The organism is Shewanella sairae (assembly GCF_023283535.1).
Lineage (GTDB): Bacteria > Pseudomonadota > Gammaproteobacteria > Enterobacterales > Shewanellaceae > Shewanella > Shewanella sairae.
Genome location: NZ_JAKILT010000061.1, coordinates 16,019 through 29,934 on the forward strand (window position 1 = coordinate 16,019; position 13,916 = coordinate 29,934).

Consider the following 13,916-nt stretch of genomic DNA (forward strand, 5'->3'; position numbering starts at 1 on the left):
GCAATAGAAATTATTTTTACGCTGGGGGGAAGAGGGGGTTTATACCAATCAGTATAAGAATTTGATCAGCTCAGAACGATTTTTGGCAAACTAATTCAAGGCGAATAGCTGTAATAATGGTTATTCCCTTATAAAGATATTCAACGCAGGAGTAGGCAGCCAAAAACGTTCCAGAATGGCGAGTTTTAGCGATTCTGATGCTGTGTTAACGAACTTGAACGTAGAACAACTATGCTCTTCATTCGTTGCCTTGCCTCAAAACCGCTAAACTCTCGCTGAGTGACTAAATGTTTATACTGATTGGTATTAGGCGAGGTTTAATCGTTATTGAACCATTAATGTTCGTGAGTAGGAGCGCATATCATGCGCTCCTTTAAGTGAAGTCATTGGCTTATATTTGATTATTTTTGCGTTGACTTTGAATATACCAGTTGAGCGCCAACAAGATCGGCAAGCGCTGTGCCGACAGTCTTGAAGATCGTGATTTCATCATCACTAATTCGACCTTTTATTTGCTCTGTACAGAGTTGGCTGAGCTCGCCTTTAACGTCTTCAAATGAGAACGCGCCTTCAGCTATCGGAATAAGTAGTTCTCCAGCTTCAGCAAAGACATTAATTTTTGAATCAACATACACTGAAGACTTGTTGATCAGCTGGGTATCAAATTCTCTTCTGTCGTGATTATGGTTGCCAACAAAGTCAGTGTGCGTCCCCGGTTGTACCCAGTCGCCTTTAAATAGTGGGGTAGCTGAGCCCGTTGCACAGCTAATAATATCGGCCTGACGTACACTTTGCTCTAAGTCTGTACAAAGCATGACTTCAATATCTGGGCGCTGGTTACGGATAAGCTCGACTGTATTGCGAGCTTTTTCTGGGTTGCGTCCCCAAACGGTGATTTGGGTGATGGGGCGCACACTCGCATGAGCCAGCGCCATAAAGGATGCTAAATTGCCTGTACCACAAACAAGTAACTTACTGGAGTCTGCTCGAGACAAGTAATCGCTGCCTAATGCTGAAATAGCTGCAGTGCGCCAGAAAGTGACACTTGTGCCATCAACTAAAGCCTGGGGCTCGCCAGTTTCGCGACTAAATATCAGAATTTTTGAGTAAAGGCTGGTTAGGTTTGAGTCTTTACTCGGATTACCTGGGAAGTAAGTAAACGCTTTGATAGCGATGGTTTGCTCATTCCACGATGGTAGAACAGCAAAAGCGTCATGGTTATCAGCTGTTTCATCGAGACTAAATACTTGTCGCTGCGGCATGCCCGCAGGTCGTGAAAATGTTTGTTTTAGTGATTGAATGAGATCGGGAAAGTTGAGTGACTGATGTACTGATTCTGCATTGATGACGAACATGCAACCTCCAATAAAGTATATTTTATACTATTTGTGGTATACAGCGGGGTCAACTCAATTTTGTGATCTATGCAGCATTTTTTCCTTACAGGTGCCTTGTTGCGGTTTGTTTGCGGCAAGGATGCTTTTTTGTATCTAAATGTATTGTAAAATCGGCCGATAATAGCGATAGACACTTTAGATAGGCGTTAATCCGTGTTTTCTAAGTGAGATAAGCCAATAATAAAAAGAGATGTAACATGCTAATAAGAAATAAATTGCTGCTTAGCGCAGGTGTATCTATTGCGGCATTAGCTGCTATGTTTGGCCTCCAAGTGTATTTCAGTCAAGTGCAAATGGAGTTGGCGGATGCGTCACGGAACATTGCAGGACTAAAAAAGGAAGTGCTTAGCTTACGTAAAGATGAGAAAGACTTTCTTGCAAGAAAAGAGCAGAGGTATATAGAGCAGCATAAAACCAATAATCAAGAAGCAATAGATACGGTTATCAATTTAACCAAGTTATTGGATAAGCACTCTATTCCCACTGAGAGTTTAACGAAATTTAGCCAAGAGTTGGCACTATACGAAGCGACATTTAGTCAGGTTGTTAGCTTAAACAAGCAGATAGGCTTAACACCCACAACAGGGCTATACGGCACACTAAGAAGTGCAGTACACCAAGTCGAAGAAGTCGTAGGCAATTATAATGAGCCAGGTTTAATGGTTCAGATGCTACAACTTAGACGTGCAGAAAAAGACTTTATGCTCAGACGTAGTGAAAAGTATATCGTTAAGTTTGATGCCAATTTAGCTAAATTTATAGATATCTTAAATCAGTCACAAGTGTCACTGGCGTCACAACAGCAGACGATTCGTTTTATTCAGCAGTATGACGCTGACTTAAAAAAGTTAGTTGAAAAAGAAAAGCTGCTTGGACTGACGATTTCACAGGGTGAGCTAGGCAAGTTGCGTCAAGCTGTTGCTAACACTGATGTAGCTTTGCTACAGCTGGAGTCTTTGGCTATTAAAGCGATTGATGATAAGCAAAGCTCAGCGTTTGTGTTGGGGCTTTCTTTGGCAGTGTTAATTGCGATTATTTTAGCGGCTGCAACCTTAATGATTATTCGCAGCATTATTGAGCCTGTTAAACGTATTACTGAAGTCATTACTCATATCGAAATGAATAAAGACTTATCTATGCGTTGTGACGACACAAGCGATGATGAGTTGGGGCAAATTGCACAGCACTTTAATAGCATGGTGGAGTCTTTCCAAGAGCTTATTAATCAGGTCACTCAGTCGGTTGAAACCATGAATCAGTCTTGCCAAGAGTTATCGACTAACGTTGCAAAGGCTTCTCAAGGCGCAGAAAATCAACTCAATGAAACAGATATGGTCGCGACAGCGATTACTGAAATGGGCGCAACCATTGATGAGATTGCTAAGAATACTGAGCTTGCCGCGGATAGAGCGAATATGACTCATGATAATGCGCAAACGGGTCAAATTGGTGTGCAGCAAACGATTGAGAAGATTGAGTTGTTAGCCCAGCAACTCAATGAATCTGCCGCAGTGGTTAACGATCTTGAAAAAGACAGCGAAACAATTGGCAGTGTGCTCGATGTTATTCGCGGTATTGCTGAGCAGACGAACTTGCTTGCACTTAATGCGGCGATTGAAGCTGCCAGGGCGGGAGAGCAGGGCCGTGGTTTTGCAGTGGTTGCCGATGAAGTAAGAAGCCTTGCGATGCGCACTCAAGAGTCTACTGAAGAGATAGCGTCAATCATTCAGACGCTGCAGGCAAGAACCCACTCCATTGTGAGTTTGATGCAGTCTAGCCGTGAACAAGGTAGTGAAAGTGTTGAGCAAGCAGCGTCTGCAGGCACCTTGTTAGAGCAGATAAATGGTGATGTAAACAATATTATGGATATGAGCACTCAGATTGCAGCGGCAATTGAAGAGCAAAGTATGGTTGCTGCTGAGGTGAATCAGAATGTGGTGGTGATCCGTGATATCGCGCAAGAGACCGCTGATGTGGCAACGCAAAACTCAAGTGCCACAGAAGATGTTCGCGAGCGAGCCGAGTTTTTGCAAGATGCGGTGAGTAAGTTTAAAGTTTAAAAGTGAAAGTTTAGTTTCATTGTTTTAGCCTCGAGTTCACTCGGGGCTTTTTTATTTCAAGGATTCTTTGCTGGGATAGGCTAAAGGATGGGGAATGACTATGAGAACAAGCATATGAATTTTAGACATAAAAAAACCTCGCATTGGCGAGGTTTTAGTTTTGCAACTTAAGGTCTTAATTTGCCTTGTCGCTGGTTTAGTTGTTGCAGTAACACCTAAGCTAAATATTGGTGCCCGAACCCGGAATCGAACCAGGGACACGAGGATTTTCAATCCTCTGCTCTACCGACTGAGCTATTCGGGCAACGGGCGCTATTAAAAGGCTTTTAGCGGTTTGAGTCAACCCATTTTTGCAAATTGATGCGTTTTTTCATGCGAATGTTGAATAATTAGGCTTTTAGCGGTAGAAGTGAGCACTATAGGCATATTAACGCTAGTTATTGCTTAAGCTATTGTATGTTGTCGGAATATGCTGATTGAATTATAAGGTTCTGTCGGCGCTAGTATTGTTAGCCATAAGGAGAGGTGGATTGGCAAGCCAAGTAAGCTTGATCTGGAAGATCCAGCAACGACCGATAACAATGTTCATTGCGATTGCGATACTAACCTTGCTAGCGATTAGTGGGTTTGAGCGTTTAAAGCTTGATATCGACTTTAGTGACTACTTTTCACCAGCCGATAAGCGCTATATGGCGCAAAAGAGCATGAGCGAGCAGTTTGAGCGTCATGATCAGCTTTGGATGATGCTTGAAACGAGTGAAGATTGGCGTCAACAGTCGCTGCAAACTCAGCTCATCGAGTTCATCGGACGATTAGAAGCCAACTCTGATATCAGCAGTATTCAGGGATATAATCAATTTATACAAGGCTTGGCGCACACCGATAAGATCTTATCTTATAAAACCCATCCAAGGTTGGCTTCGGTATTGTCTGCAAATGGTCAGGCAATTTTATTACGGTTGCAGATAGAACCGCCGCAAGCTGTAGCTGAGCAAAATGCCCTGACACAAAGCCAGTGGCTTGATAACGTGCTGCAAAAAATAGACAGCGACAGCCAGCAATATTGGCAAGTTAATTCGGTAAATATTTATTTAAATGGCACCCACGCACTTAATTGGCAATATGCCAAGGTATTACGCCATGATTTAAGCTGGTTTGCTCCCGGGTTACTCGGGATTATCTTTATCATGGCGGCGCTGTTTATTCGGCAGAAAATGTGGGTGGTTGGTCTTTGCTTAAATAACGGGCTGACATTAGTTCTGACTTTAGGTCTAGCCGCATGGTGCCAGCTAACCTTGGCGGCAATTAGTGCGTTTGTACCTGTGATTATTGTCACCCTTGGGTTGGCCTATGCGGCGCACCTATATTTTGGTTGGCAAGCGCAAATCAATGCAGGTAAAACGGCGCAGCAAGCTTTAAGCTATACGGTTAAGGTTAACCAAGCACCGCTATTTTACTCCAGTATCACCACTATATTTGGTTTTAGTTTACTGACATTAAGCCCATCGCCACCGATACAAAGCTTTGGACTACTAGTGGCTTTTGCTGTGCTGTGTAATTATTTATTGAGCTTAACCAGCTTAGTCTTTTTTGCTAAATACGCTAAGGCTAAGCACGAGCCAATATTGAATTTTGACAAGGTTATTCAGCTGGGAAAATTTAACGCTAAACGACCGTTGGCGGTCATGTTAGGCATAGTGTTATTCAGCGTTTTATCTTTGATGAGTGTTGCCAAACTGACATTAAATGATGACCCACTGAGTTACTTCTCTTCTGCTAATCCGTTTACGGTTTCAAGCCAGAAAATGAGTCAGTACTTTTCTGGCATCAACTTGCAGCATTATGTGATTGCAGGGCTAGAACCTAAGCAGATAGATAAAGCTGAGGTCAGTTTTATCTACAAGTTTAGCCGTTATCTAAAGCTGCAACCGCAAGTTGTTGATGTGCAGCACATCGGTGATTGGATTAAAGCTGCAGGGATAGGGCAAACACAGTTTAGACAAATTTTAGCGCAAAATAGCGTGGCTGATTTAAGGCTGCAAAGTGAGTTATCCGCCGATAAGTACTCGACTTTGTTGACGCTCTACTTGCAGCCGATGACAGCGATGGAATTGATTCAATTTGAGCAAAAGGTAAATACTTGGCTCGCTGAACATGCAACATCTGTGGATGTGAGTCCCCCACTGGGCAGTAATCTGCAGTTTGCCCATTTAAGTATTGATAATGCTAACAATATGCTGTTGTCGTTTGCGGTGGCATTGATTGCTTTAGCAATATTGTTGAGCATATTGAAAAAGTCATGTTTGTTTGGCTTTATGGGCTTGTTACTTAACTTTTTGCCGCTGCTTTGGGTATTTGCAGTGTGGCAGCTAAATGGCGGTTTTATTAGTCTTGGTACAGCTGTGGTGCTGGGAATGATGCTGGGAATTATTGTTGATGACACGCTACATTTGATGTTGAAGCTACCCGATGAACAGACTATGACCACGGCGATGATGTGGCACAGTTTACAAAAAGTGTTGCCGGTGATTAGTTTTACCACGCTGACAATAGCCTTAGGTTTCTCGCTTGGGCTTGTTTCTGCCTTTACACCGATTGCGCAGTTGAGCTTGTTATCATGTTTGGTGGTGATTTTTGCCTGGGGCTTTGATGTGTTGATGTTACCGGTACTTTTTCAGCGTTGGCTCATCAACAAACAGACTCAGAAATCTTTGGACTAGATAGTTTAAACTCATTTGTATTGACCTATTGCTAGGCTCGCTGATCTCACTAAGTCAAATTTTGTACAAAAAATAAAGGCCTCAATTGAGGCCTTTATTTGTCATCGAATATGTATGTTGAGCGTGATTAGTTACTGACTAGTTTATTGTTAGGGAAGTTAGCTTTCATCACCATGAGTGCATGATCTTTAAGCTTTTCTTGGCCAAGTTCGCCGTAAGCTGTAGACATGATTTCAAGTGCTTTTTCCGCCGAAGGGGTACCCGGATAAGTCTCTAAAACTGACTGGGCACGCACCGCTGCTGCACTCCATGCATTCATTTTTATGTAGTATTCAGCTACCTTGATCGAGTAAAGTGCGAGTCTATTTTTTAGATGCTGCATGCGTTTTTGTGCGTCTGCTGCATACTTACTGTTTGGATAAGACTTAATTAGTCGATCAAAATCTTTAAATGCGTCTTGTGCGGCTTTAGGGTCGCGGTCAGAACGATCGATATTTAGCATATCGTGAAATAGGTATCGATCAGACTGCATATTGACTAAACCACGCATGTAGTAAACGTAATCGATATCTTTATGGGTTGGGTTTAAGCGAATGAATCTATCGATATTCGCAATACCTGACGCAGGGTCGTCAAGTTTGTAATAGGCATAAATAAGATCAAGCTGTACTTGAGTTTTATGTGGACCAAAAGGAAAGCGTGAATCCAAGGCTTCTAGAGAGCGCACAGCTTTACTGTAGTTACCTAGTTCCATTGAGGTTCTTGCTTGAGAATAGAGCACTTCTGGAGAGCTCTTTGTCATCGCAGGGTCTTCGCCCTGTTTACTACTACAGGCCGTAACTGCGAGTGTGATAAGGACTACAGCGACACTTTTGGCAATTTTATGCATACTTGAATTCGATTCTTTTAAAGTTATTGTTAAGAATTTTTCCATTTCACGATAAAATAGAAACAATCCGATTGTAACAGATAGTAAACATTTTTGGACCCAGAAAAGTGGGTACGGTTCATATGACACAAGAGATTAATCTAAAAAGCGAGATCACAGCAACACAAACCGGGCAAAGATTAGACCAAACTTTGGCTGATTTGTTCCCGGATTACTCGCGCACACGTATTAAAGAGTGGATTTTAGCCGGTTCAGTTTTTATTGATGGCGAGGTTTCTGACAAGCCTAGAGTTAAAGTGCTTGAAGGTCAGGTTGTGACGATTGGCGCCACACTTGAAGAAGAAACAAAAGCTGAAGCTGAAGCGATTGATTTAGACATCGTTTATGAAGATGACCATATTTTGGTTATCAATAAGCAGGCAGGTTTAGTTGTTCACCCTGGCGCAGGTAACCAAAGCGGTACCTTGATGAATGCACTATTGCATCATTGTCCTGGTATTGAACTTGTACCGCGTGCTGGTATTGTGCACCGTTTGGATAAAGACACCACAGGCTTAATGGTTGTGGCTAAAACAGTTGAAGCACAGACTCACCTTGTGAGTGCATTGCAAGCGCGTGAAATTACTCGTGAATACGAAGCGATTGTGACAGGTACTATTATTGCTGGTGGCACGGTTGATGAGCCTATTGATCGTCACCCGACTAAGCGTACTCATATGGCTGTTGTGCATAATGGCAAGCCAGCGATGACGCATTATCGCGTAGCTGAAAAGTTCAGAGCCCATACACGTTTGAGACTGCGTCTAGAATCTGGCCGTACTCACCAAATTCGTGTGCACATGGCGCATATTGGCCATGTATTGGTTGGCGACCCTGTTTATGCTGGTCGTCCTCGTCCACCAAAAGGCGCTGCACCTGACTTCTTTGAAACCTATATGGCATTCAAGCGTCAAGCGCTACACGCAGTAAGACTTGAATTAGCACACCCATTCACCTGTGAAATCATGAGCTGGCAAGCACCAATTCCAGACGATATGGTGAAGCTAACTAAAGCACTGCGTAAAGATAACGAAGACAATCCAACAGTGTATTAATGAGTCGACATATTGAAAATCAAGCTTGGTTTATTCCTTCTGGAGTAAGCCTGGCTTTTTCGACTCGAAAAGGTGGCTGCAGTCAGCCACCTTACGCTAGCCTTAATCTTGGGCTGCATGTTGGCGACGATCCGCAAATGGTCAAAGCTAACCGTCAACGGATTGAGCACCAACTCTCTCTTCCTGCAAAACCTGCATGGCTTGAACAAACTCACAGTACTGATGTGGTTGAAGCCGATAATACCCAAGTGATTAACGCTGACGGCAGTTACACCCAGAATAAACAGCAAGTATGTGTGGTGATGACCGCAGATTGCTTGCCTGTATTACTGTGTGATGAAAACGGCACTGAAGTGGCTGCTGTACATGCTGGTTGGCGCGGGTTATGTGATGGCATTATTGAAACCGCCGTGGCAAAGTTTACCCATAAGCCAACTGAGTTAGTGGCTTACCTGGGTCCTGCTATTGGTCCATCAGCTTTTGAAGTGGGTCCTGAGGTCAAAGCGCAATTCGTGGCAAAGCATTCTCAAAGCGGTCAATTTTTTAGTGTGTATACCAATGCTCAAAGCGAGCAAAAGTACATGGCTGATATTCAAGGTTTAGCAGAACTGAGGTTGGCTTTATTGGGTGTTAAGCGTATTTATAAAGATCAACGCTGCACAGTTGCTGATGCGGAAAACTTTTTTTCCTATCGCCGTGATGGCACTACAGGTCGTATGGCATCATTTATTTGGCTTAATCGCTAACCCCTCCTTGATTTTGTTCAATTAGTCCCCATCTTTTAAGTAACAGCAATTTCGCGTTAACGCGGAGCGCCCCTTTTCTTATGTAAGTAGAAGTGCCTACGGATTGATACTACTTGGTATTAGCTTATCCAGTGCATTCCTGTAGTTATAATGCAGCTTTCCATGCCTTTTATTTATTATTTTTTTATGAGTTATCGGAGGATTTATGCGATTAGATCGTATGACCAATAAATTCCAGATTGCCATCTCGGATGCTCAGTCATTGGCACTAGGCCGAGATCATCAATTTATCGAACCATCACATTTGATGATGGCATTACTGAATCAAGATGGGGGCTCAATTCACCCATTACTGACTCAAGCAGGGATCCAAGTGAGTACTCTGCGCTCTTTATTGAGTCAAGATCTTGAACAAAAGCCGCAAGTAGAAGGCACTGGCGGCGACGTGCAGTTATCTCAAGCGCTAATTCGCTTACTTAATCTTTGCGATAAATTGGCGCAAAAACGTAAAGACAAGTTTATTTCGAGTGAGCTGTTTGTATTGGCTGCTTTAGAGGGCAGTGATCCTTTAGCGCAAGCATTAAAGCAGTCTGGTGCAACCAAAGAGCTAATGGAGTCGACCATTGACCAAGTACGTAATGGCCAAAATGTCGATGATCCTAATGCTGAGGATCAACGTCAAGCACTTAAAAAGTTTACGGTTGATTTAACCGAGCGAGCAGAGCAGGGCAAGCTTGATCCTGTGATTGGTCGTGACGATGAAATTCGTCGCACTATTCAAGTGTTGCAGCGCCGCAGTAAGAACAACCCTGTACTTATTGGTGAGCCGGGTGTGGGTAAAACCGCCATTGTCGAAGGCCTAGCACAACGCATCATCAACAATGAAGTGCCTGAAGGTATTAAGAATAAGCGTGTATTGTCATTAGATATGGGCGCATTGATTGCCGGTGCTAAGTATCGTGGTGAGTTTGAAGAACGTTTAAAAGCGGTATTAAATGAGCTTTCTCAAGAAGAGGGGCAAGTGATCCTGTTTATTGACGAACTCCATACGATGGTGGGTGCCGGTAAGTCTGATGGCGCAATGGATGCGGGTAATATGTTAAAGCCTGCACTTGCTCGTGGTGATTTACATTGCGTTGGTGCAACAACGTTAGATGAGTATCGTCAATACATTGAAAAAGATGCCGCTCTTGAGCGTCGCTTCCAAAAGGTATTGGTTGATGAGCCAAGCGTGGAAGATACCATTGCAATCTTGCGTGGTCTAAAAGAGCGTTATGAGCTACACCACCATGTTGAAATTACCGATCCGGCGATTGTGGCGGCGGCGAGTATGTCGCACCGTTATATTTCCGACCGTAAGTTGCCAGATAAAGCTATCGATTTGATTGATGAGGCAGCATCGAGTATCCGTATCCAAATTGACTCTAAGCCAGAAGCTTTAGACAGGCTTGAACGCCGCGCGATTCAGTTAAAACTTGAAGAACAAGCGTTAAGTAAAGAATCGGATGAAGCAAGCTTACGTCGTTTAGATACTTTGCGTACCGAGCTAAAAGATGTTGAAGCAAAAGCCGCTGAACTGAATGAGATTTGGCATACAGAAAAAGCCGCGCTTGCAGGTACTCAACACATCAAGGCTGATCTAGAGCAAGCGCGTATGGACTTGGAGGTCGCTCGTCGTGCCAGCGACTTAACCAGAATGTCTGAGTTGCAATATGGTCGTATCCCTGAACTTGAAAGGCAGTTAGATTTAGCTGCGCAAGCTGAAATGCAAGATATGACATTATTGCGCAATAAAGTCACCGACGTTGAAATTGCTGAAGTTTTATCGAAAGCAACCGGTATTCCGGTTTCTAAGATGCTTGAAGGTGAGCGTGACAAATTGCTTAAGATGGAAGATGGCCTGCATGAGCGAGTAATTGGCCAAAACGAAGCGGTTAATTCTGTATCGAATGCCATTCGTCGTAGCCGTGCAGGGCTTGCCGATCCGAATCGCCCAATTGGCTCTTTCCTATTCTTAGGTCCAACGGGTGTGGGTAAGACAGAGCTATGTAAATCACTGGCGAAGTTTTTATTCGATACCGAGTCCGCTTTGGTGCGTATAGACATGTCAGAATTTATGGAAAAGCACTCTGTGTCACGCTTAGTCGGGGCACCTCCTGGATATGTTGGCTATGAAGAAGGTGGCTACTTAACTGAAGCTGTAAGACGTAAACCTTATTCGGTAATTTTGCTCGATGAGGTCGAGAAGGCACATCCTGATGTATTTAACATCTTATTGCAGGTATTAGATGATGGTCGTCTGACTGATGGTCAAGGTCGCACCGTTGATTTTAGAAATACCGTGGTCATTATGACTTCCAACTTAGGTTCAGATCTTATCCAACTTGGTTTTGGCAATCAAAGTTATGATGAGATGAAATCTGATGTGATGCAGGTGGTGACACAAAACTTTAGACCTGAGTTTTTGAACCGTATCGATGAAGCAGTGGTATTCCATCCTTTAGATGAGAATAATATTGCCCATATCGCTGGTATTCAAATCGAAGGGCTCAAGCAACGTCTTGCTGAAAAAGATTACGGCCTCGAGATCAGTGAACAAGCCTTGGCATTAATTGCAAGGGCTGGCTTTGATCCTATCTATGGTGCAAGGCCGTTAAAGCGAGCATTGCAGCAAGAGGTTGAAAACCCACTGGCGCAGCAGATCTTAAGTGGGCAATTAGTGCCAGGTAAAGTCATTAAGGTATCAGTTACTGACGATTCGCTAGTGTTTAGTCAGTAATGAATCAGCGCTCTCACAGCTAAAACATTAGAATCTATTAGCTGGCAGAGTGCTGGCAGGATTTCATAACACAAGGCTTCAACATAGGTTGAAGCCTTTTTTGTTTCAAAATTAATCACCAAGGCGAGTAATGTTATTGTATATTGGTTGTAAATCGCTCTTAGTTTATTAGCTCTTCATTCTCTCAATATGAGTTATTGCGATTGGCTCAGCTGGTAATATTGGTGTTATGCACAATACTCTAGTAAGCGCTTGAAAATACATTTCTAAACTTGATATGGACACGGAGCAGAAAATCATGAAAAAACAGTTAGCCTTTATCGTCTTGGCGTCTTTGAGCGTCGTTGGCTGTACAAGTTCTAATTATGAAAAAGAGCAAACGTCCGCGCCTTACATCGGCGAAGGAAATAAGGAATATGAAAGTTTATATCATTACGGCTATTACCGTGGCTGTAAGAATGCTTATGTAATGAAGCGCCAGCAAACTGAGTTATATGATTCAGTTAAGAAGGACACAGCGCTAGATGGCCTAAGCCGATTCGATTCTGGCTGGGATGCGGGCCAAAAAGCCTGTGAGGATGGTGTGCCGCGTTCAATGTATAACCTGCAAGCTAACAAGTAATGTGCCTTCGGGTCTTAAGTTACCTTTCCCAGCTCATAGACCGAATGGCTTACATTAAACTGTCAGCTTTACAGGATTGAGCACTAGCTTTAAACGAAATGCAGACTTCAAATGGAGTCTGCATTTTTCTGTTTACTGCTATCGCGAATTAAAGCTGCTTATCGCTTTTGTGCATATTATCGAGATGTTGAGACACGAAAGTTAGCTTGGTTCATAATCGTTGCCAAAATATATAACACCGAGAATTGCGCTAAGTCTTACAGAATAGCTTTATTTTTTGGTTTTGTTCGACGATTTCAGCTTGTCTTTGCTCCTCTGTCATCGAAACCAGTTCGCCAGTCGTGCTGTTCTTTTTGGTTAACTTAGTATGGGTGGTTAATACATTAAGGCTATGTTGAGCATTTTTACAAACTTGCTGAGCTTGTTGTTTATCGGCAAGGGCAATTGCAGCAGCTTGCTGCTCGAGCTCGGAAGGTTGATTGAGATCAGCTACAGACTTTGTCGGTGCGATAGTGCCTACATGTTTAGGTTCAATATCTTCACTATAGAGCTTTTTGCTCGATGCTTGGTTTGATGCTGGAGGTTGCTGACTATAGTGGGTGACCCCATTATCATCAATCCAGGTATAAATAGCGTTAGCATTAACAGAGCTCGAGGTTAATACTAAAACCATAAAAGCGATTTTCGAAATAAGTGGTAACTGCGACTTCCTTGAGACGCTACGAATCATGTTCTGCGAGTTAGTCATTTTCTATCCCTAGTTAAAATGAGATAACTAAAATCCAAAAGTGGTTGCTGCTTTAATTTTGGAACCTGCTTACACATAACATAACGCAGCAATCGATAAGTGCCAATATTATCGACTAAATTTGGCAATTAATGATTAGTGTTAGCGTTTGAACCGGCATAAGTACGCCGTAATAGAAGGTTTAAGAGCATTATTGCAGGTAACTAACCTAGTAATGACTGAGTCAATTTGCAATTAATCACCAAGTTTATTGTTGTTATGGTGCGATTTACCCGCAATGTGCGGGATTAAACAACATTCAGTACTGTTGTTATCGATTTCTTGAAAAAGCCCCTTGCGCTTTCACCTCACATCCCTATAATGCGCATCCACTGACACGGCACAGCAGGCCAACTAGACTAACGCTAGAGATTAGAAATAGTCGTAAACGCTAGATAGAACGGGACTTGCAGCGTAATCAGTACCTCTTTTAACAAAGAGGTGAGAGATTAACTTCTACGGAAATTAGCCTCAGGTGACAATCGCTTTAAGAGCTTCGGGTTTTGCTTCTTTTCACGAGAGTGATTAAGAAATCATCGCTTGAAAAACTTCTTAAAATAAACGCTTGACGCCAACAAAGGGAAGTGTAGAATACGCACCCCTAGCCACTTGGAACGGTTCGCAAGAACGACAATGATGGCACGCTCTTTAACAATATGACAAGCAAATCTGTGTGGACACTCACAGAGATTAAGTTATTCGAAATTGTCTACTTCTTTCTAGTAAAGAGTGAGACAATCAAAAAATTACTTAATGAATGAGTGTTCATAGCAATATGAAAAAAGTTTGATTTCACTTTTTAAAGTGGAAACAAATCACAGA

At 42.8% G+C, this 13,916-nt stretch carries 9 protein-coding genes and 1 tRNA gene; 6 read left to right on the forward strand and 4 right to left on the reverse strand.

Annotated features, from left to right (window positions below; all coding sequences use genetic code 11):
* Window positions 1–401: 401 nt before the first annotated feature.
* A complete protein-coding gene (lhpI, locus tag L2748_RS19760) occupies window positions 402–1,355 on the reverse strand; it encodes a bifunctional Delta(1)-pyrroline-2-carboxylate/Delta(1)-piperideine-2-carboxylate reductase (protein ID WP_220782258.1) in 954 nt (317 codons plus the stop codon).
* 239 nt (window positions 1,356–1,594) lie between these two features.
* Here lhpI and L2748_RS19765 point away from each other — a divergent pair, with 239 nt between their 5' ends.
* On the forward strand, window positions 1,595–3,457 hold the full coding sequence (locus L2748_RS19765; RefSeq protein WP_220782257.1) for a methyl-accepting chemotaxis protein: 1,863 nt from the start codon (window positions 1,595–1,597) through the stop codon (window positions 3,455–3,457).
* Window positions 3,458–3,685: 228 nt separating this feature from the next.
* Here L2748_RS19765 and L2748_RS19770 read toward each other — a convergent pair.
* A tRNA-Phe gene (locus L2748_RS19770) sits at window positions 3,686–3,761 on the reverse strand.
* A 226-nt stretch (window positions 3,762–3,987) separates the two neighbouring features.
* Here L2748_RS19770 and L2748_RS19775 point away from each other — a divergent pair.
* On the forward strand, window positions 3,988–6,177 hold the full coding sequence (locus L2748_RS19775; RefSeq protein WP_246616211.1) for an efflux RND transporter permease subunit: 2,190 nt from the start codon (window positions 3,988–3,990) through the stop codon (window positions 6,175–6,177).
* Window positions 6,178–6,304: 127 nt separating this feature from the next.
* On the opposite strand, the gene L2748_RS19780 is transcribed toward L2748_RS19775, so the two are convergent.
* Window positions 6,305–7,066 (reverse strand): outer membrane protein assembly factor BamD, encoded by a 762-nt coding sequence (locus tag L2748_RS19780; protein WP_220782256.1) that lies wholly within the window; start codon window positions 7,064–7,066, stop codon window positions 6,305–6,307.
* 122 nt (window positions 7,067–7,188) lie between these two features.
* Between L2748_RS19780 and rluD the strand changes: the two genes are divergently transcribed.
* The 4 genes from rluD (at window position 7,189) to L2748_RS19800 (ending at window position 12,307) form a co-directional block, all read left to right on the forward strand.
* Window positions 7,189–8,160, forward strand: a complete 972-nt coding sequence (rluD, locus tag L2748_RS19785; RefSeq protein WP_220782255.1) for a 23S rRNA pseudouridine(1911/1915/1917) synthase RluD — start codon at window positions 7,189–7,191, stop codon at window positions 8,158–8,160.
* A complete protein-coding gene (gene pgeF, locus L2748_RS19790; protein ID WP_220782254.1) occupies window positions 8,160–8,906 on the forward strand; it encodes a peptidoglycan editing factor PgeF in 747 nt (248 codons plus the stop codon). The genes rluD and pgeF overlap by 1 nt, the downstream gene beginning before the upstream one ends.
* 205 nt (window positions 8,907–9,111) lie before the next feature.
* Window positions 9,112–11,685 (forward strand): ATP-dependent chaperone ClpB, encoded by a 2,574-nt coding sequence (gene clpB, locus L2748_RS19795; protein ID WP_220782253.1) that lies wholly within the window; start codon window positions 9,112–9,114, stop codon window positions 11,683–11,685.
* 298 nt (window positions 11,686–11,983) lie between these two features.
* Window positions 11,984–12,307 (forward strand): hypothetical protein, encoded by a 324-nt coding sequence (locus L2748_RS19800; protein ID WP_246616210.1) that lies wholly within the window; start codon window positions 11,984–11,986, stop codon window positions 12,305–12,307.
* A gap of 250 nt (window positions 12,308–12,557) precedes the next feature.
* Here the strand turns inward: L2748_RS19800 and L2748_RS19805 are convergent, their stop codons facing one another.
* Window positions 12,558–13,055: a DUF4124 domain-containing protein gene (locus L2748_RS19805; protein WP_246616209.1), complete on the reverse strand. Its 498-nt coding sequence runs from the start codon at window positions 13,053–13,055 to the stop codon at window positions 12,558–12,560.
* Window positions 13,056–13,916 lie beyond the last annotated feature (861 nt).